This is a genomic window from Legionella gratiana (assembly GCF_001467695.1).
GTDB lineage: Bacteria > Pseudomonadota > Gammaproteobacteria > Legionellales > Legionellaceae > Legionella > Legionella gratiana.
On record NZ_LNYE01000009.1, the window covers coordinates 78,532 to 99,492 of the forward strand.

Below are 20,961 nucleotides of genomic sequence, written 5' to 3' on the forward strand. Positions count from 1 at the left end.
GGAAAGATGAGGTTTCGAGGAGCTCACGGTTTCGAAAGAACGTCGCCCTCCGCGAAAGTGGAGGGTCTAAATAACTTGCTAAACAGTCAGCGCTTTGTTTCTAGAACAATTGTGCTTTTATAGTAAGGCTTTTGATTGAGCCCCCCGCTTTCGCGGAGGGTGACGATTTGCCTAGAGACGAAGATTGGTCCTTAAGTCATTACGTGAGCGATTACGTTAAGACAGCTGATGGACGTGTTGACTTTGATACATATTTGAAATGTACTTTTAGTTCGAGATTAAAACATGGCATTTCCTACTGTAATCCATGTAAGGACTCACTTATGGTATTATAATCAAATTGGAATCCGCTCTCGAGTAATCGTTTTGGTTGGACTCGCTCAGAATCTGTTAATACAACAGATGATTCGCCGATGAGTAATTTTAATACTGACTCAGGCATGGGTATTCCAGGGGCCCATTTAATCAATCTCAATTCCCTTAACATTTCAGAATTACTGCTGGGTTGTGGTGCAGTTATATTTATTGCACCGTCATTGAGCGTATCGCTTTTGGCAATAAATTCAATCGCCTTCGCCACATCTTTGACATGCACAAAGGGAACAAATTGATTACCGGAACCAAATCGACCAGCACAGAAAAAACCAGCGAATCGATAATAAGGTAAAAGACCACCTTCATTAGATAGAACATGTCCAATTCTCAAATTAACCACGTTGCAATTCGCTTTATTGGCTCTTTCTTCAATTTCCTTACACACGTCTACTCTGAATTTTGTTCCAGGATCAACCCCAACAACGGAATCACTGTCTTCAGTTAAAATCGTATCGCCAGCATCTCCATAAAATCCTGCTGCGGAAGCTTGTAGATATTTTAATGGTTTTTCTTGAGCTCTTTCTATGTTTTGAATTATTGTGTCAATTACCCGAATGCGTGATTCGGCTATATCTGATTTTACCGAAGGAGTCCATCTGTTAGCGCCTGGATTTGATCCACTTAAATTTAATATGATTGTATTTTTATCAATTAAGTCGGACCAGTCTTCATTAATGAGCCTGACTTTGACGCCTTCAATATTTAATTGTGTTTGTGCAGAACGACTTAAACAATATACATCATATCCTTTTTTGATAAACTCCAAACAAACCTCTTTGCCAATCATTCCAGAACCACCTGCTATAATAATTCTTTTATTCGTTACAGCATCCTTTTTGTCAATTTGGAATTGACCATAATAATGCAATAACGTACCAATCATAGGAAAAGAAACCTTGCCATCAAATTTCCATCCTTCTTTTATTGGTGTTTCAATCCACTCTGATTTGGGTAGTAAAAATGTGGGTAATGGTACTTGGAATGAATCAAAAAATGTTATACCTTGAGACTCATATTTTAATGACTTATCGGATTGAAGTTTTATTTGGTAAATAAATCGAAACGCTTTGTCTAGAAACCCACCCATTCCCTCACTTAAATACATTTGTTGGTTAAACCCACGATAGGTCGAGTGGGTGGTTGAATATGTTTTCTGTTGAGGGGTATTATAGCCAAATACCCTACTCCAACGCTGTACATTTTTAGATAAATTGGTTACTTGAGCATAAAAGGGTTGCTGCTTCATATCACGGGGAAAACCTGCAAAAGTTCCCAGTATCTTTGCAAAAGAGGAAGGTTTTTCTACGGTAACAACACCTGTCCCGCTGCCGCCAATACTCGACGTTTTGAACTCTTTTACAGGATTATCGAGTTGATCAAGTTGGGGAAAAACACTGCCGAATAAAGAAGATGATGCATCATCTGTTATCGATAATCGAGGGGCCTGCCAATATTTCGACTTCGTTGAGCCGCCTAAGCTGAACGATACAAAATATTCAAATATGCTCCGTTGTAACGAAGGAAAAAAACTACTCGCAGTACGCATTACCCCATTTCGTATCATTTTAAGTATTGGATTTTGAACCTGTCCTACGGACGCAATCAAATCAGCAACATTTTGCACTGTTTTAGCACGTGGTTTTCGTTCTTGCTCGTACTCGGATAAGCCTTCTAAATAATCAACTCGATTGAGCTTAGAAGCCAGGCACGCTGCATCTTCGATACATAAACCAGCTCCTTGCGCAATATTCGGTGCAGTAGCATGTGCTGCATCCCCCATCAACACCACCCGATTGTCTCGTGATGTCCAAGGAAATTGCTCAACGCCTTGAATTTTAGCAATATCTGTTCTTAGTATTTTGTCCGTTGAATTAATTAATTCTTCGTAATCAACTACAACCTCCCCAGAATCCGTACAAATAGGTTTCCAGTCTTTAATCAATTCTTTTAGAAATTCCTTAGTGTCTTCGTTAACTACCTGAACTCCATTAATTGGCGATAAATATTTGTGATCTTTTTGTGTTTTAACCGCGATAAACCAGAAGGCATTTGGTGGTTTTAGTGGAACATAACCAAAACGAATTTCATGATTTCCATACTGTTTAGAGGTACCATTTCCCCATGTTTCAAATGCTGCGGACCACCATTTATGCTGGGTGTCTGCTGGAAGTTGTGTATTTGCACGAAAATAAGTATAACCAAGGTCGGTTTCTAGGACTGGTGGCAGTTCTAATTCAGACATCAGACAATTTCTGATTTTTGAGTGAATGCCATCACAAGCGATTAGTAAATCACCTTCATATTTAGTACCATCAGCATTAATTACAATTTGATCCTTATCTCTTTCATATCCGCGGATTTTTTGTGACGTAACAATTTCAACATCATCCCTATTTTTTAAACCTGCCGACAGCATATTTATTAAATCATCACGGTTTAAACATTGAACAGGAAATCGGTTACCAAAGTCTTCATTAGCTCTTGCTAATATTTTACCCTCTACATCTCGGTAACTCGGAGATGGCATAATATAACCAAATTGTTCTATAAAATTTTGATAGTTTGGTATGTTTTTTAATACGGCCTGACTTGGTGGCCAAATGCCTATTCCCCCTCCGATACTTTGCTTATTACTATCGCATGACGGCCGAGATTCAAATAAAGTTACGTGAAACTTAACGTCTTTATTGCTCTGAATTAATAAATTAGCTAAAGTCAATCCCGAGATACCACCGCCGACTATTAACACACGAACTGATTTAACCACGGTATTCGTCCTTATTGATTATAAAATATACATATTAGCATGATTTTATCATGGGTTAAATCAACTGAGAGGTATTATTCAGTTCATAACATTCATTTCACAGATTTTTTTATGATAATCTTCTAAAAACAGTTGTATTTTTTCTTTATTTAGTTCTTTGATATTGTTGATAGTTTGTGAGATATCTTTAATCATTTCTTTCTGAATGAGTCTAATGGAATTGATATAACTGTATGAGTGTAAACTAAAGCAAGTTAAATTGTGGTATGTAGCAAAAGAGTCTTTAAAATTTACCATAAGATAATGTTCTATCTCACGCAACAATATCGATTTTTGTAAATCAGAATCGAATAATTCAGGATAATTTTCTAGTGACATAATAGTAATAGCATTAGTATCTTTTTTTCTTAGTTCTTCAAAAGCGGGAATAGCTGTTTGCCAGTCATCATTATATTTATCCAAAAATTGATTAAATAAATAGCAATCTTCAAAGCAACAATTTAATCCTTGCCCCAAAAAAGGTACCATCGCATGCATACTATCGCCCATTAATGCAACTTTATCTAAGTTCCAATGACCTTCATTAATTGTAACTAATGAACCTATGGGATTATTATAAAGATCATTTTCTAGATTGCTAATGAATGGAAAGACATCTGAATATTGATCTTTAAAGTAAGTAAGCATTTTCTGCGGTGGGTGATCTTTCTCCAACATTTCAAAACTATATTCACCTGTACTCGGTAAAAGAAATGCGCATGTAAAAGAATGATCATAATTCGGTTGTGCAACTAACATGCTATTTTTACGAGGCCACATGTGCATGGCTTCAAGTTGTAGCGGGTGATTTTCCAAATAGGGTATGGTTAATTCTTTATATTGATATGGAAAATAACTGTGTTGAAACGTACTCTCTTTTTGTTTTTCAATACACTTCCTAACCATTGAATTGGCGCCATCGCATCCAAAAAGAAAAAATGGTTTGATGTTATACTGTTTTTTTAAATTATTATCGAAGAGGATAGATTCACCTGATGTTGTATCCATGTCAACAAAGACTTGATTGAAATGTACCATGATTGCTGGTACGGATTCAGTTTCGTGCAGTAAATCAAAATGCAGTTGGGAGCGTGATACGGTATGAATGCAATCATTCTCATATTTTCCATACGCAAGAGAGATTATTTCTTCGTTAGGTAAATGAATGATTCGATCGCGCATTGGAACGGATTTACTTAGTATTTTTTCAGCCAAACCTATTTCTGTTAAAGATAATAACCCACGAGATGATAGGTCAATACTCATCTTGCGTCCTTTGTCAAAGCGATGTGTTGTCATTCTAGGATCTGGACGTTGCTCATAAATATCGATCTGGTATCCTCTGCGGGCTAGATAAAGTGATAACATTAGTCCAGTTAAGCCCGCGCCAATAATAGCAATCCTCATTGCCTCTGCTCCTGCAAAAATTTACTTATAGGTAAGGTCTCTAATTTGTTATTGTACGAATTGCATGAATTAACTTTTGAATATCTTCTTCATTATTGAAAAAATGGGTAGATACTCTTAGTCCACCTACATTTGATGTATAGCGCAAAGATAAATATATTTTCTTTTCTAGCAATGCTTTAAGTAGGGCTAAGTCTTTTTCGGCATTATTATAAAAACTGAACACGGTAATGCCCGATTGTGAGGCTTCATCTTCTTGAGTAATTTTAAAGACATTTAGCTTGTTAAGCTCTTGATGTAATAAATTACTTAGTTCACGAATTCTTGATTCAATGGACTTAATTCCAATTTGATTAATAAGTGAAATGGATTTTCCCAGCCCAATTGCGCCTACATAATTTGATGTACCACCAATCTCAAATTGTTTTGCAGTTTTAGAAAAATTAAAAGCTTGAAAAGGAGTAATAGAAGGTGTCCTAAAATAAGTTCCCCATCCTCCTTGTGGTTCTTCGAGGGACAAATAACCGAAAGAATTAGGCGAGAGTTCATTTAAGACGCGGTCAGAGAGATACATTATCCCACAGCCAAAAGGTGAATTTAGCCATTTATGTCCACCAGCAATGTAGAAATCGACGTAGTGTTTTTGGAGATTGACTTCCATGGCACCCATTTCATGGATTCCATCTACAACTAACCAGATTTTATTTTGTTGACATAGCCTTCCTAGTGCTTCGAGATCAATTCGATACCCTGTGCACCATTGTACTGCCGATACACAAATCGCTTTTGTGTTTTTATCTATCCTCTTTTCAAATTCATTAATAGTTAATTTTCCATTTTGTGTCTCAACTGGTTTAATTTCTATGCCCTTGCTTTCTTGTTTTTTGATCCAAGGAATAGAAACTTGCAAAAATTCGGAATCCGCTATCAATACATTATCGCCATGATTTAAATTTAAAGCGTTTGCGGCTATGTTTAATCCAAACGTAGTGCTTTCAATCAAAGCTAGATTTTTGACGTTAACTTGAAGTAATTTTGCGGCTTCATCAATGGCTTCTAATCTCAATCTATCCATTTGAATGTGATGTGATGAGGCATCTTCAGCGTAGCAGTGCAAAGCTATATCTAGAAAATTATCAATTGCTAGCTTAGAAGGAACAGGAAGTAAACTAACACAAGCTGCGTCTAAAAAAACTTTATTCATTAATCCTGGAAACAATTGTCTTACTTCTGAAAATTTCATACTAAATTCCTTTTTCTTAAATGATGAAGCGTGTAAATTATGCATTAACTATTAGGTGTCAATCAATATCAGGTATTTTAATGATCCATCATTCAGTGGTTATATCGAGTAGAATAATCCTAAAAAAGAGATGCATGGATTACACCACTCATATTGTTTATGATGGCAAATATCAATCTGAACGGTTTACGAGTATCTATATGTTGTTTGATTATGGTTGTATCGGACTTTACCGGAAATAAGAATTAACCAATAGGCTCATGTGAAGAGCCTTGGAGATAGCGATGGAATATGAAAAACAACAAATGGGTGAAAAGCTCATAGCTGGTTTCCAAAACCCGCCACTTCCGACAACATCAGCTGAATTTATTACTGTATTAGCTCATTATCATCGAGCTGAGATCGGTCGCATGGCCGGCTGGCGAGACCGAATCGATCGAACCACTAACTGGGCAATCACCGCTGTAGCCGCAATGCTTTCACTCTCACTCTCAACTGCATTGGCACATCATGGGGTCCTGCTGTTCGCGATGATACTCGTTTTGCTACTTCTGCTCATAGAGTCAAGAAGATATCGATTCTTTGATGTCTACAGAGGACGTGTGCGTCTCATTGAGCGACACTATTTCGCTCCGATGTTCACTGCGGCCAGAGCAATTGAGGAGCACTGGGCAGAAACTCTGGGACAAGACTTACGTGAACCACGCTTTCTTATGAGTCTCCGTGCCGCAATTTCACGACGGCTGCGTAGAAACTATATCTGGATGTTCCTTATTTTGTTAATGGCATGGATCCTAAAAATATCTTCCCCAAAGCTCCAAAATATCGGCACACATCAGGAGATGGGGATGTCTTTCAGTCGAATCGTGAAAAATGCCGCATTAGGTCCAATTCCCGGATGGGCTGTGATTACAACCGTTGCTGTATTTTTTGGATGGCTCGCCTATGCGTGCCTTTATTCCCCTAAATATATTGGCGAGTTGTCGTATGGCGATGTTCATGTTTGATGATGCATCTAATGGCTGGTGAGGATGTTAAAGAAAAGTACTGGTGATTTATAAACTTTATCTATAGAATACCTCATTTGTATTGATCTCAGATGAATCATTCTGACTTTTATTATATATGATTATGAATTTCATTAATAAAATAGTTTTACCAACGCTAACGGCGTTAACAATAACGAGTCAGTGTTTTGCGGTTACCCCCAATAAACCTCCAGTACAAGGTCTGGTGAACATGGGGGATATTACTTTTTATAACCAGCAGGATAGTATCGATCCTCCATCTCCAAATAATTCTTTAGATAAATTAACATTGCCTAATACAGTACAACTATTTGGTGGTACAGTAATAAATGTTACTTGGGCTCAGTTACAACCTAATCCACCTGATGAAAACGGTATTATTACGCTCGATACAACAAGTATTGATCAAGCACTTAGTGCTATAAATGCGTATAATCAGGCCAATCCTAATGCAAAGATTTATGCTAAGTTGAGGGTGTGGGCGGGATTTACTGCTCCAAATTGGGTAAAAAATTTAAATGGAAATGAGCCAATTAATATTGTTGCTCAAAAAGGTACTATAACCCAGAAGGGTTCAGTGGCTCATTGGTGGGAAGATGATTACTTAGAAAACTGGACAAATTTTTTATCTGCCTTGGCAAATACAACAGATATAAACGGTTATACTTATGATGCAGAACCATTGATAAGAGAGATCAGTATTACTTCTTGTGCTTCAGCAACTGATGAACCTTTTATTTCATGGGCTGATCCAAATGCGGAAAATACGCTAATTAGTGCAGGGTATACGGATCTTGCGCAACAGAATTGTTTGTCAAATGCTATAAATGAGCATTATGCCGCTTGGAAAAATACGTGGCTTGATTTTCCAATCAGTCCCTATTTTCCCATGCAAGCGGAAAATTCAAAGCCCAATTTTGCTTTTTCATACAGCGTAATGCAGCAATGTGCTGATAGTGGAACTTGTATTATCAGTAATCAAGGTTTGAATCAACAGTCTTTTTTGAACAGTAATTTGGTGCAAATATATCAAAAAATATTGAGCTTTGTTGCTAATGGTAATTCATATGCTGATTTTCAAACCGTTTCCCCTGCTGTGTTGGCAAGTAATGAGAATGATAATTTGTGTTATGTGATCCAAACTGGAGCGCAATATTATGCACAATCGATTGAATTATGGCCTTCTGTTGCTAAATTAAGCGGCTTCGATACATTATCGCGTAATCAAATACAAATCTTGGCAGCAATTCTTCAAGGCAATACAAGTGTATCGTGCGAGGGTTTTCAGTTTATCAAAAAGTATAAAGACTATTAATAATTGGTTAAGTTTTGAGTGATACAATTAAATTGTAGCGATATTAAATCTCCTAGGTTATAAATCACTTTTTTTATCGCTACATTCAACTTTATGCTATAGCAGAAAAAAATAAATAGCCCGGAATTGCGTAATGTCCTTTGCTTCGTAGAAGAAATCTATATTGAGAGTTTAAGGATCAATATTCCGTGATTTATTAGAACAATGCATGATGACCTTCTGTAAAATCCAAAACTGTTGTTTTAAGGAGTTACTGAGCGCATGATGGGATTTTGCAGTGAGATAAGTGTTTCTGTTGAGTGTATTTCATCGATAAATTGAATTTTATTCACTAAGAGTTGTTGTAGCGCATCTATTGATTGGCACATTACTTTAATAAAAATATTAAAATGATGGCCAATAGTGTAATAAGCCTCGATGACTTCCTCCAGATCTTCCAATTTTTTAAGAGTAGATTGGTACTCTTTTGCATGGTTCAGAGTAATTCCAATGAAACAACAAACATCATACCCTAATCGTTTTGGGTTAATATGCACATGCACTCCCTCAATAATACCCGCTTGCCGCATTTTTTCTACACGCACGTGAATCGTAGCAGGGCTTACAGCATATGCCTTGGCTAATTCTGCATAAGGCGTACGTGCATTTTTCATTAATGCATGGAGTATTTTTTTATCCAAATCATCGATTTGATAATTTTCTAGGTCTTTCATTGTTAATTTTTAAATATTATTTAATAAAAATTAAATTTTATTAAATTAAATCTTGTATATCAATGTTTATTTTATTTTAACAATAAAAATAATTGGAAAATTCAATATAATATAACATTCATATAATCTGAGGTAACATGATGAAACAGTCATTTATTGAAAAACAAAGGCAAATAAGCTTTGTTAAAACTTTTTTTTCGCGGGAATTGGAACAAAAATTAGGTCTCCTTGAAGTGCAAGGACCATTATTAGCTTGTGTAGGTGATGGTATACAAGATAATCTCTCAGGTACAGAACAAGCTGTTTCTGTTAAGGTTAAAGCCATACCTGGGCGTAGGTATGAAGTTGTGCATTCATTAGCTAAATGGAAAAGAAAGTTACTGGGGGAGTGTGCTTTTCAAGCTGGAGAAGGTATTTATACTCATATGCGCGCTTTAAGACCTGACGAGGAAGTGTTAAGTGCTACCCATTCGGTTTTTGTCGATCAATGGGATTGGGAGCGGGTTATAGATGATAAGGACCGTTGTTTAAGTTATTTGAAGAAAACAGTCATTGAACTTTATGAAGCACTAAAAGAAACAGAAAAAGCTGTTAGTGATCTTTACGGTCTAAATCGATTTTTACCCCAATACATACATTTTGTTTATACGGAAGAGTTACTTGGCTTATATCCCGATCTATCGCCTAAAGAACGAGAGCGAGCGATTACTAAAAAATATGGAGCAGTTTTTTTAATTGGAATAGGGGGAGCTTTGTCCGATGGCAAACCTCATGATTTACGTGCTCCCGATTATGATGATTGGAGTTCGGTGAATGAAGTAGGATTAACTGGGTTAAATGGAGATATTCTAGTTTGGAATCCGGTAATAGAGGATGTTTTTGAACTTTCTTCTATGGGAATTCGAGTCAATGAAGCCATGCTAAAATATCAATTGGCATTGACCGGTTACCAACATCGTTTGGATTTTGATTGGCATCAGAAATTACTCTCCGGTGCTTTACCTCAAACAATCGGTGGTGGTATTGGTCAATCTCGTTTAGTGATGCTTTTTTTACAAAAGGAACATATTGGACAAGTGCAATGTAGCGTTTGGCCTGATGAAGTTGTAGAAATTTGAACCATGAAGAAAGCTCGAGCGTATTCCAATAGTCTAGAATACGCCCTCGCTTATATTACTTATAGTTTTTATAATTTGCCAAATCCCCAATTTATTTGTATTAAAATGTAACAAATTTGCGCGCAATAGCGCGTTTGTTTAGAATACTATTGCTTTAAATGAATCAATCTTACTTGATAGATTCCATCCCAACTCACATTGGTTCCCAAAAGCGATAAGTACCGTTTTTTCCTTTTTGGTTATCTCTTCTAGCGAGTTAGGCAGGGGGGGTGAAACTCTATAATTTCTAGATTTTTATTGTTTTTTAGTAATGTAATAAGCGTGTCGGTTTGCGCTAATGTGTTGTCTTTTAAAAGTATTATTTTATTCATGTTATTTCTACTGCTTTATCCACGTTTCATGTAAATGTCGCCAAAGCAATGGTTGTTTTGGATTGTTTGTTGGAATAAAAATTGCTGTGGATAAACGTCTCAACTGCTCCTTTTCGGTGAGTTGCTGAAGTTCCTCATAGCTAACAATAATATTTTCTGGACAAGAAAAAATTTCTTTAAAATGTTCAATTTTAATTGTTACTTGCGGGCGAGAACCTGCTGCCTTAGCGTACCAATTGCTAAGCCATATAAAATCTCTTAAGATTCCATCAGGTTGGATTATAGTAAAATACGGATGAAAATAACTTAAGAACGGCAATCGAGTTTCGTCCATAGTTTTGTTGTGGAATAAATTTTCAATTTGGACATGAAGTTCAATGACTTCTTGATAGGCTTGCGTAACTTGCATCGATGTATTTTGCATTTTAACTCTGATAAAGTAGCAATTTTTTTCATTATAACGTAAAGCCGTAAATTTACGTGAATTCGACGTAAAAAGCATGGAAATATCTTTTGTGTCGCTAAATCTTATCCCATAAAATGCCAGCATTGATACGGATCCAAATGAGATCAGTTCAATAATTAACATCAATGGTCAATTCGTTTTGGCCAAGTAAAATGAAATACAGCACCTTGGTTTTTACCGGACTCGACCCATATATTGGCACCTTGAGTTTCAACAATTTTTTTGGCAATACTCAGTCCTACTCCGCTACTTTCTAAAACATCGCGAGGTTGTAGTGTTTGAAAAAGCTGAAAAATTCGATCTTGGTAAGCACCTTCTATTCCAGGCCCATCATCAGCAACAAAAAACTCATAATGTGAGTTCTTTTCAATAACGCCCACTTTAATGTGCCCCTTCTGAAGATGATGATGTTTCACACTATTATCAATGAGTTCGTAAAGGACTTCTTGCAATGGTGTCTTTTCTGCTTCGATAGCAAAAGTGCACCGATCACAATGAATATCGAAGTCATTCGCAGCATCAACTCTGTAGGCGACACTACTTACTAATTCGGAAAAGTTAATTTTTTCAATTTTTGAATGTATCACTCCAGCTTGAGTATATTTTAATAGTCCATCCAATAAGTTCGACATGCGGTAGGCACGTTTCCGTAAAAAAGATAAATACTTCCTGGATTGAGGAGTCAATTGATTCCCTATATCTTCCTCTATCCACGAAACGAGATGTTCTATTGCGGGTAATGGCGATTTTAAATCATGAGACGCTAAATAAACAAAACGTTCTAATTCATCTTCTGCATTTTTTACTAAAACCAAATTAGCGACTCTTGCCTTAAGTTCTTGAATAGAAAAAGGTTTTACCATATAGTCTTGGGCGCCTTCTTGGAGTATACGGACACAAAGATCATCGTCTGTTTTAGCAGTTACAATCATGATAGGGGTGGAAAGTAGAGGGGCATGTTGTCTTATAGCATGGACCATTTCTATTCCATTCATTTTAGGCATCATGATATCAGTAATAATGACATGAGGAAGTAACTCAAAAGCTTTATCTAAACCCTCTTTACCATCTTGAGCACAGACAATGCGATAATCGTTACTTAGAATTTCACACAAAAATTCATTCATTGCTAAATTATCTTCCACTATTAGAACAAGAGGGCGGTTGAAATTTCCTATTCCTTTTGTGGGTATCCTATCTGTTTTTTGCTGTTTATCTACGCCGTGCGCTGTCTCAAGCTTTCTTGACGGTGGTTGTTTATCGTGTACGAGTTGATTTTCTGGGGCTTTTAATGGAATTTGAATGGCAAAACGAGCACCACCTAATTTTGATTTCCGCACTTTAATTGTACCATTATGCAATTCAACAAAATCTTTTGCGATTGCAAGTCCTAAGCCAGTACCTGTGGAATGATACAAGCTTTCTTCCATTTGAAAGAAACGTTCAAAAATTGTTTCTTTAAATTTTGCAGGGATTCCTGGACCATTGTCTTCAATATAAAATGCTGCATTATCCTTTTTTTTATGTAACTTAAGATTAATTTCTCCATGAATTGGATTGAATTTTATTGAGTTAGAAAGTAAGTTGAGAATAACACGCTCAATTTTTTCACTATCAATTTGAATGAATAATTTTTTAGGGAGGTTACAAGAAACTCGTAGTTCTTTTGCTTCAATATCTGCTTCAAATAAAGATAGAATTTTTTTAATAAGACGTACAAAATCAATGTTGTAATAATTAATTTTTAATTTCCCTGCATCAAATTTTGCAATATCTAACAAATCGTTCACATGTTTTAATAATAGAAGAGCATTCTCTTTAACTAATTGTATGTTTTTTATTTGTGAGGGTGTTAATGATTTATCCTGTAATAATATATCTATTGGCCCTAAAATTAACATCAGTGGGGTACGTAGTTCATGGCTAATATTTGCAAAAAATTGCGTTTTCGTTTGATCAAGTAAGGCTAAATGGTTATTAGCTTCCCGCAATTGTTTGTTGACTGTTTGAATTTCTTGGGCGCGTTGATAAATTTCAATTTCCATTTCTCCTGTTCGAGTACGCAGTTCTTTCATTATTTTTAGTTGTTCAGAACGCGATTTTTTCAGCTGGATATATTCGGTAACATCCTCAACTCGGTGAATAATGTATTTAATTCTGTTATTGGCATCTAAAATAGGTAAATTTATCGGACTCCAATACCGTACTTCATATCCTCCTCCTTTTTCTTCAGGACGACGAATATCATATTTTTGGATTGCCATTGTGTCACAGGTTTTATTTTTTAAAACCCTGTTTAATGAAGCACGTAAATTATTTACTCCCGTCGCGTGAGGATCCTCAGGATTATCTGGGAACGCTGTAAATATATTTTTTCCAATAATTTGCTCTCTAGTCACCATAGTGGCGTGCAGATAACTATTACTGGCCGCAATAATTGTAAAATTTTTGTCTAAAATAAGATACAGTCCGGGCGTAGACTCAAAGATTGTTTTAAAATCAATTTTTGTATTCTTCATTGGGTTGACCTCACAATCCATGTATTTTAAGTATAAAATATTTGCAATTTTTTTAAAGAAAAATCAGATTGAGAGGGTTTTGTAGGGTGAACATTGGATTTGAGAGGTGAGTCACTAGAGCTCGGAGCATTTTGCTCCGAGCTGACTTCCTATTTTGCGGGAACTTCTTTCCACCAATTTGTTTTGGTTTCTGTTGCCCAGTGTCCTTCACGCATTCGAGCAACAAAAGCCTCCGCTTTTTCAGGAGATGATATTTTGGGATCTAATTGAATACACCAATCCCATTCACCTGTTGTAGACCACATTCTTTTTACACCATCCCATTTTGCCATTTCATTCATAGCAGACATAGGTTTGTTACTTTTCATAAAAATTACACTATTCCATGCATCCATTATTACTATCCTTATAAAAATTTGTTTAAAATAAGCTTAAGATCACTTAAGCATATTAAGGATAGAATAATTCTAGAATTCTTTCCATGCCTCTCATAACTTTTTATAATCACTTGTAAACACGTTAATGTAACAATTTGGCTGCTTCAGAAACAATAGCTTTGCGAGCGGCATCAAATTGGCCATTATCCCACACAGAGTCTATTTGTAATGAATTATTATCCAAAAATTCATTATAGGCTGCTAGCCCAATTAATAGATGAGAAAATTTAATTGTTCTAAACTTGGCTATGCATTCAAGCAAAGTCAATTTTTCAGTTTCAGAGCCGCTAATGTCATCTCCAAATTCACCATCTACACCCTTGAATTTCTCCTTAAACCACTTTTCTAAGGGTTGGGTTATTATAAAGGTGTGCGACATTTGAAAGCCACCTGCGGCACGTGTATCAAGATATTGTTGAATGTCTACACGTTTCGCATTTGTTTTAATGTACTCAAAAGCTTCAGTAAATAAAGGAGTTAACTCAAAAGTTTGTACTTGAATAAGAGCACGTAATTCAACTAATGACTTTTTTACAGAGTCATTTTGCTCCTTCTCTTTTTGTGCGTCAATCGCATCTACCAAGTGATGCAGACGTGCAGCATTTGTATCTTCATCTCCAGCTATTTCCTTTAAATTTATTCGAAACTCATTAGGTAACGATTGAGCTTGTTTGCTGTCTAAAGTTTCTAATAAACGTTTGTCAAATACAGCTTTATCCAATTCGTTATATAATGGTGCAGCCTTTATATAAAGATTGGCATGTTCTTCTTCCAAATGTTCTTCGAGCATTTTATGCTCTAAATTATTGGCTTTGGTCGAATGACTCATTTCAACCATACCCCCACCTGGTAATAGATAAAAACCAAAACGTTTTGCAAAACGAATTTGTCCTTTTGCATTGATACTTATCCTATCTACAGATTCATTGAAAAGCTTACCGAGCATTTGAATTTGAATAGGATATAATTGATTTACTGGAGGATGATTAATATCCAGTTGATCTAAATCAAAATCATCTTCTTTGTTAATTTTTTTAAGATGGGCTTTTTGAGCGGTACGAAATTTTTTCCAAATTTCAGGAGTGTATGCAGAAATCGGTTTTTTCAGTCTCATTTGTCCTGGCGAACCAAATTCAAACCAATCCTGCAATTCATCATCTAAGTCCATTTTATAGAAATCAATCAAAATATCAAAGAACTGTTGATGTTCCATTCGATTCAAAGCGTCGGCATAATTGATTAATGTCGCCGCATAAGATAATACTTTATAATGCTCCTTCGCTTCATTCGTAGAGGTAATTTCTCCAGATAGTTTTTGTACGGTGGTAATTACATCAAGCAATAGAGTCTTTCTTGTTTGAGCATTTGTATTTTTATATTGAAGGAGCATTGGTTCCAGGTTACTAAATAATTGTAATTGAGAAGACATAGTTACTCCTATATAAAAGAGCGGTATCAATTATTTTAAGCATTTGCTTGAGCAGGGAAGAAAATAAGATGTTCTTTTTTTATTATGGTTGTTAAGTATTCTAAAGCTGTAGTAACTTTTTCTGGCTCATCAAAAAACTCAATGACTAAAGGAAGAGAAAAGGGTACATCTAAAAAAGAGTTATTAGGGGCATTTGTTTCACCAAAGCCACTGATAGCGCGAAAAATGCTTATTCCACGAATTTTAGCGTCATTTTGTAAATAATTTAAAATAGAAGGAATATTTGGGGCTTGTTCTAAGGTATAAATCCGTACTACTGTAATCTCTACGGTTTGAATCTTGATTTCGCGTAACATGCTCTCTCCCTGATACATATACAAATGATTACCTCATAATCTTTATTAAGTATAACAATACAAGATCACTAAAATAAAAATAAGTTTCTTAAACGCATTTGCAAAATTACCTCATGCTCTATAATACGTTGTTTGTAGCGGTTTTGGAAAAAATCGCTGTTTACTGTAAATTAACTAGGGATCTGTTTAAAAAGGTATTTCATGAAAAGGATATTTAAAGTCTCGAAAAATGAGATTAATTTACCTGTCATTGTGATTGTTATCAGTGTCTTAATTGGTATTTATCATATTTTTTCTTATTTAATTCCTTTTACAAGCCATGCTTTTGTGGTGACTAATGTGACACCTATAGCAGCAGATGTTTCCGGTTTTATTACTAAAATTTATGTGCATAATGGGAGTATTGTTAAAAAGGATCAACCTTTATTTGAAGTTTATCAGAAACCTTATCGTTTAACTTATGAATATGCAACAGCACGCTATGAAGAAGCAATAGAATCACTTAAAGTGATTAATCGCCAAACCCAAAAAACTGAAACATTATTAGCTGCAGCAAAATATGCTTACGAAAAAGCTAAGTTTGAATATCAATTAAAAAAAGCGCCTAGTGTACGTGAAGCTTTGTCAAAACTCGAAGTGCGTACACTTGATTATGATTTGCATTCGCTGGAACAAAAGATGGATTCACTAAAAAAGCAAATTGCTATTGAAGATCAGCAAATCATTCAACAAAGAAAGCTCATTAAAGCACTCAAAGCAGAAAAACATAACGCTCGCGTTAATCTTGATTTAACTACAGTCAGAGCTCCGGCCGATGGCGTAGTTGATAATCTTTATATTGGTCCAGGTACACCGGTTAAAATTCATGAGCCTTTATTCTCATTTATCGATACGTCAGCATGGTGGGTACAAGCAAACTTATATGAAACTGACCTAAGGCGAGTAAGGCCAGGTGATGAAGTTTATATCATGCTTCGGATGTATTATTTTAATAAAATCTTTCATGGAAGGATAGTCAATACCCTATGGGCTGCGGACCGACAAACGACCGATCCCCGTACGCAACAGCAAAAAGTGAGTAGCAATAATCAATGGCTTTTGGAACCACAACGTTTCCCAATTCAGATAGAAATTCTTGATCCAGATCCTAAATATCCCCTTCATCCTGGTGCTAGTGCTTATGTTTATATCAAAACTCACTCACATCATTGAAGTTTATGATCCATACGGGAATCATCGTGTTAATGGATTGAAATCCGCGTATGTTTTGTTGATCCTCTTTGCTGTTAATTTTGTTTTTTCAATTCCTAACCCCTATTTTTATTATTTTTATATTCCGATAACCGCAATGGCTGCAGAAGTGGTGGGTGATACTCCAAAGAAAAAGAATCTGCTGCTTTTTTATTGTATCTTGTGGTCTGCTATTAGTGCTTTTCTTTTTGATTTTTTTTCTGTTACACCGTTTTTTCCTATTCTTGCATTTGTTTATTCTCTTCTGCTGTATTTACTCGCTATTGACAGCAGAATGCATACTATGGTTATTGCGCCTGTTGCTTTAAGTTTGGGTGCTTATTCTTTGTTGTATGGAGAGATTAATACGAGTTTTTATGAAATTTTAAATAATTGCTTGAACACTTTTATAGCTTTAGTAGTTGTTTTTGCTGCATTAGCCTTTTTTCCTCGCAGCTATTATTATCGTCTGTGGCTAAGAGCTTTGTTATTGCTGATGACACAAATTACGGAACATTTATCTCTAATGATTGCCAATCAACGAATTATTTTTGATCCAGTTCGTGGTCATACGACCCATTTAGTGCGTTATGCTAGGATGCTACCTCGCACTTTTCCACTTCGCTCCATCTGGAAAATAAATTTACTCATGAATCAATTACATTTACTTGTTTGTGTTATTGAAGCAGATACGATTATGATGGAACATGAAACGGTTAATTTATTTATTCAAAAACTTCAAGTATTGAAACATGCCGTGGAACAAGAGCGGCCTTGTGATTTAGCGGCAACACCTTGGGTGATTTTAAATAAACTAGTATATTCTTGGAATTATCTGTGTTTAAAATTGTAGATTATCGTAAAACGCGAGCATTACAGATCTGTATCGTTTTTGCAACAGCTTTGGCAGTACAGAGATTATTGGGATACTCTCATGCCGGATGGATAGGCTTTGCAGTAATGATGATTTATGCAGGCTTTGAAAGAGGGGCAAGCTTACTGCGTACCATTCATCGATTTTGGGGGGCTGTTTTTGGATTACTTCTCTCCTATTTTTTGTGGATTATGGGACAAATAGATTTTCGCTTAATCTTAGTTGTTATTCCTTTTATCGTATTTATGGCTTATTTTTCTTTAGGTAAGCTTTATGCATTTCCTACTATTTTTACAGTGACTTTGACTTCATTAGGTACTGATTATTATGGAGGAACTAATTACGCTGTTCCTAATTTCTTTTTTGACTACCTATTGTCCACCGTTGTTGCTTTTTTATTGTGCGTTATGTTTGAGTTTTTTATATTTCGTGGCAGTCAATTATCGCGTAAATTTTATCTTGATTTGCAAAAAAGAATTATCACGCGTTTAAATAAACTCTTTCAGATAGTTATCCAGCGTCCAATGCGCGACAGTAGTTATTTACAAGCAAGTATTAGTTTGAATACTAATATGTTGGATTTATACGCTTTTGTTGATGCGGCAAAGCATGATACCCATCCAGAAGTAAAGTTCCTTGAGGAGTTGGCTTTTTTTAATTCTGTGGTACACCAAGCATATCATAATATCCGTAGATTATTCGTTTTAGCACCTCATCGTAATGAGCTACTGGAATTAGAAACTCAAAATATACTGGAGCAACTTACCCGAGAAAACCAAAACCAAAGGATAAAATACATTGGGGAATAAATTAATAAGGACAATTAGCTTACTGACTTTGAGTTTTATCATGAGCTCTTGCATTCAGCGCGCCCAAAATCCTGTATTAGTTGTTCCCGATCAGTGGGCTGTTAAAGATACTTATTACACGAACTCTAATGAAAACCTACCGTGTTTTGCATGGTGGAAGCAATTTAACGATCCTAATTTAGATTCACTTATTGATAGCGCTTTAATTTATAATAACGATATTAAAGTTGCTGTTGCTAATATTGAAGCAGCTCAAGGCGAATTAAAGCGTGTGCAGATGAGTTGGATTCCTGAGGTTACTGGAAATGCAGGATATTCTTCATTTCCTTATTTAGGTTTCCCAGGTGTTTTGCTCACTGTAGTGCCTACTTATACCATTAATATTTTTAAGCAGATTAAAGAACAACAAAAAGCCAAATATGAATTAAAAGCTACAAAAGCGATGTATCTGGGTGTTCGACTTGCTGTAATGAGTCAGATTGTCAGCAATTACTTTAATTATTTGAGCCAGATAGAGCAATTGACATTACTGCATGCATTAGAGCATGACCTTTCTAAGTTAATTGCCATAGCCCGCACTATGTATCAAGGTGGTTTATATGCGCGAACCGAATTAGATCTCGCTAAAACCGAGCTTTCTTTAATTCAAGCAAAACAAAGAGTAGTGCAACACAATATTATAGTCAGTGAAAATGCATTGCATTATTTATTGGATGAAAATCCAGGTCAGATTCTAGTGAATCGTCCTTTCAAGGATTTAAATGGTCAAAAAATGATTATCGGTGCGCTTCCTATAAATATCATTGAAAATCGACCTGATATGGAACAAGCGAAACAAGAGTTATATGCTGCTAATACAGGGATTGGTAGTGCTTTTAGCCATTTGTTACCTGCAATTAACTTAGCAATGGCTCGGGGTGAAATTGCTAAAGTTGAAAATGGAGGGCAATTAGGCCAGGCGATTCATTTTAACCAGGCTATCGTTGAAGTTCCTTTTTTAAAAGCATCAACCTATGGGCAATTAATAAAAGCTAAAGGATTAGATAAAGCATCTTATTCTCGATACAGCAATACTTTGCGCAAGGTGCTTAGAGATGTAACTAATGATTTGTCGGCCCATGAATTGTACACCAAACGTCTTAATGATGTATTAAAAGCAGAGCGAGAATTGAGCAATGCTTATCATTTAAATCAAACCTTATATCAAAGAGGAATTATCAGTCATCTGAGTTTGATTAAAGAAAAGGTGAAATTAGATGAGCTTGCGCTAGAGGTCAATCAGCACAAGTTAGAGCAATTAATGACTGTTGTTAATTTGTATCAAGATTTAGCGGCTGGGTATAATTACGTTCCTACTCCTGAAATGTCCAAGCAGTAATTTGCTGAGTAAGAGTTAACACCATTAAGTCTTAATTCTGCTGGGGTAAGGTGATCGAACAAGATGAAAATCAGCATCTTCAGCTCAGCACTTGTCACTCACTCCCTACGGATCCAACAGCTTATTTTAGAATGAATTATGACATCATGAAGGTATTTTTATTGGAAAATACTTCTTTAAAAGGATGCTTCAATTCGTTGTGTATATTTTTTATAATTTTACCCAAGCGCCCATCGTGTAACGTTTTTAATTCTTCCTCTGAATAGGATGGCTCTTTACCAGTTCTTAGTTCCTCAATTACCTTCTTTGCAGCAGCGATTTTAGCGTGTTTACTGATAGCATCAATATTTTTTCCGCAGCTAAAAAAGCGAGCTTTCCAATGAAATTCAGGCTCTGTTTCTCTTTGTTGTATATAAGAGGTTAATGCATTGATATGTTTTTGGTACTTAATCTCATTATCTTTAATATTTTGTTGGATTATCAAATTTTTTGCTAAGCATCTAAATAACTCCGATACATTGTGACTGTTTTTAGAGCTTACTTCAAAAAAAGATAAATCGTGCTGATTTGCAAACTGTTTGGCTGTGTTGTAATCAACTAATTTTTTTGAGGTTAAATCTAATTTTGTACCTACCAACACAACAAGAGTATTTTTAAATCGAGAATCATTAATTATTTGTTGCGCATTGTTAAAACTTGCTACATCAGTACAGTCAAATAACACAATATTACAATCACAATGTCGAGGATTGCGAACTAAATAGGAATCCTTATAAAGGTGTAATTTTACTTTCTTATCATCTATGATTAAAATTTTTCCGCCATTATCCGTACTGCAATAAGGATAGCCTGCAGAAAAACTATCTGCCATAAAGCGTTGAATGAGTGAGCTCTTGCCAATACCTTCTTTCTCCAACCATGTTTCTTTAAGTACACTTTGGTTTTCTTTTTTTCCATGAATTCCAATTACAAACGAATAATCATATTCATTTGCATTTTTATTTTCTTCAATAAGTTTTGGCATAAGAGACTCATAGGACAATATTAATGATATTTAATCATTTGACTATAGTGTTGATTATTGATC

17 protein-coding genes are annotated in these 20,961 nt (G+C 35.5%); 7 read left to right on the top strand and 10 right to left on the bottom strand.

Annotated elements, in window-relative coordinates; translation table 11 throughout:
* Nucleotides 1–295: 295 nt before the first annotated feature.
* The 3 genes from Lgra_RS04240 to Lgra_RS04250 form a co-directional block, all read right to left on the bottom strand.
* Entirely contained in the window at nt 296–3,142 is a 2,847-nt protein-coding gene (locus tag Lgra_RS04240; protein WP_058498040.1) for a TIGR01777 family oxidoreductase, read from the bottom strand.
* A gap of 78 nt (nt 3,143–3,220) precedes the next feature.
* On the bottom strand, nt 3,221–4,588 hold the full coding sequence (locus Lgra_RS04245) for an FAD-dependent oxidoreductase (RefSeq protein WP_058498041.1): 1,368 nt from the start codon (nt 4,586–4,588) through the stop codon (nt 3,221–3,223).
* Between the two features lie 40 nt (nt 4,589–4,628).
* On the bottom strand, nt 4,629–5,831 hold the full coding sequence (locus tag Lgra_RS04250; protein ID WP_058498042.1) for an aminotransferase class V-fold PLP-dependent enzyme: 1,203 nt from the start codon (nt 5,829–5,831) through the stop codon (nt 4,629–4,631).
* Nucleotides 5,832–6,115: 284 nt separating this feature from the next.
* On the opposite strand from Lgra_RS04250, the gene Lgra_RS04255 reads away from it, so the two are divergent.
* Nucleotides 6,116–6,838, top strand: a complete 723-nt coding sequence (locus Lgra_RS04255) for a DUF2270 domain-containing protein (protein ID WP_058498043.1) — start codon at nt 6,116–6,118, stop codon at nt 6,836–6,838.
* Nucleotides 6,839–6,962: 124 nt separating this feature from the next.
* Nucleotides 6,963–8,174, top strand: a complete 1,212-nt coding sequence (locus Lgra_RS04260) for a hypothetical protein (protein ID WP_238584346.1) — start codon at nt 6,963–6,965, stop codon at nt 8,172–8,174.
* A gap of 242 nt (nt 8,175–8,416) precedes the next feature.
* On the opposite strand, the gene asnC is transcribed toward Lgra_RS04260, so the two are convergent.
* Nucleotides 8,417–8,887, bottom strand: a complete 471-nt coding sequence (gene asnC / locus Lgra_RS04265) for a transcriptional regulator AsnC (protein ID WP_058498044.1) — start codon at nt 8,885–8,887, stop codon at nt 8,417–8,419.
* Between the two features lie 137 nt (nt 8,888–9,024).
* Here asnC and asnA point away from each other — a divergent pair, with 137 nt between their 5' ends.
* Nucleotides 9,025–10,005, top strand: a complete 981-nt coding sequence (gene asnA / locus Lgra_RS04270; protein ID WP_238584347.1) for an aspartate--ammonia ligase — start codon at nt 9,025–9,027, stop codon at nt 10,003–10,005.
* Nucleotides 10,006–10,383: 378 nt separating this feature from the next.
* Here the strand turns inward: asnA and Lgra_RS04275 are convergent, their stop codons facing one another.
* From Lgra_RS04275 to Lgra_RS04295, 5 genes are all read right to left on the bottom strand, one after another.
* Nucleotides 10,384–10,878, bottom strand: a complete 495-nt coding sequence (locus Lgra_RS04275) for a hypothetical protein (protein ID WP_238584348.1) — start codon at nt 10,876–10,878, stop codon at nt 10,384–10,386.
* A gap of 86 nt (nt 10,879–10,964) precedes the next feature.
* The gene (locus tag Lgra_RS04280; protein ID WP_058498046.1) at nt 10,965–13,361 is read right to left on the bottom strand and encodes an ATP-binding protein; all 2,397 of its coding nucleotides are present in this window, start codon (nt 13,359–13,361) and stop codon (nt 10,965–10,967) included.
* A gap of 149 nt (nt 13,362–13,510) precedes the next feature.
* The gene (locus Lgra_RS04285) at nt 13,511–13,756 is read right to left on the bottom strand and encodes a hypothetical protein (RefSeq protein WP_058498047.1); all 246 of its coding nucleotides are present in this window, start codon (nt 13,754–13,756) and stop codon (nt 13,511–13,513) included.
* Between the two features lie 124 nt (nt 13,757–13,880).
* Nucleotides 13,881–15,227 carry a hypothetical protein gene (locus tag Lgra_RS04290; RefSeq protein WP_058498048.1) on the bottom strand — a complete coding sequence of 449 codons (1,347 nt, stop codon included), beginning with the start codon at nt 15,225–15,227 and terminating at the stop codon, nt 13,881–13,883.
* Between the two features lie 35 nt (nt 15,228–15,262).
* On the bottom strand, nt 15,263–15,583 hold the full coding sequence (locus Lgra_RS04295) for a DUF190 domain-containing protein (RefSeq protein ID WP_058498049.1): 321 nt from the start codon (nt 15,581–15,583) through the stop codon (nt 15,263–15,265).
* 201 nt (nt 15,584–15,784) lie between these two features.
* Here Lgra_RS04295 and Lgra_RS04300 point away from each other — a divergent pair, with 201 nt between their 5' ends.
* From Lgra_RS04300 to Lgra_RS04315, 4 genes are read left to right on the top strand one after another with little or no spacing between them, the layout of a single operon-like run.
* On the top strand, nt 15,785–16,795 hold the full coding sequence (locus Lgra_RS04300; protein WP_058498050.1) for an HlyD family secretion protein: 1,011 nt from the start codon (nt 15,785–15,787) through the stop codon (nt 16,793–16,795).
* Nucleotides 16,764–17,666 (top strand): hypothetical protein, encoded by a 903-nt coding sequence (locus Lgra_RS04305; protein WP_058498051.1) that lies wholly within the window; start codon nt 16,764–16,766, stop codon nt 17,664–17,666. The genes Lgra_RS04300 and Lgra_RS04305 overlap by 32 nt, the downstream gene beginning before the upstream one ends.
* Nucleotides 17,651–18,496: an FUSC family protein gene (locus Lgra_RS04310; RefSeq protein ID WP_238584349.1), complete on the top strand. Its 846-nt coding sequence runs from the start codon at nt 17,651–17,653 to the stop codon at nt 18,494–18,496. The genes Lgra_RS04305 and Lgra_RS04310 overlap by 16 nt, the downstream gene beginning before the upstream one ends.
* Before the next feature lie 40 nt (nt 18,497–18,536).
* Nucleotides 18,537–19,874 carry a TolC family protein gene (locus tag Lgra_RS04315; protein ID WP_058498053.1) on the top strand — a complete coding sequence of 446 codons (1,338 nt, stop codon included), beginning with the start codon at nt 18,537–18,539 and terminating at the stop codon, nt 19,872–19,874.
* 136 nt (nt 19,875–20,010) lie between these two features.
* Here the strand turns inward: Lgra_RS04315 and Lgra_RS04320 are convergent, their stop codons facing one another.
* Nucleotides 20,011–20,898 carry a Rab family GTPase gene (locus Lgra_RS04320; RefSeq protein ID WP_058498054.1) on the bottom strand — a complete coding sequence of 296 codons (888 nt, stop codon included), beginning with the start codon at nt 20,896–20,898 and terminating at the stop codon, nt 20,011–20,013.
* Between the last annotated feature and the right edge of the window lie 63 nt (nt 20,899–20,961).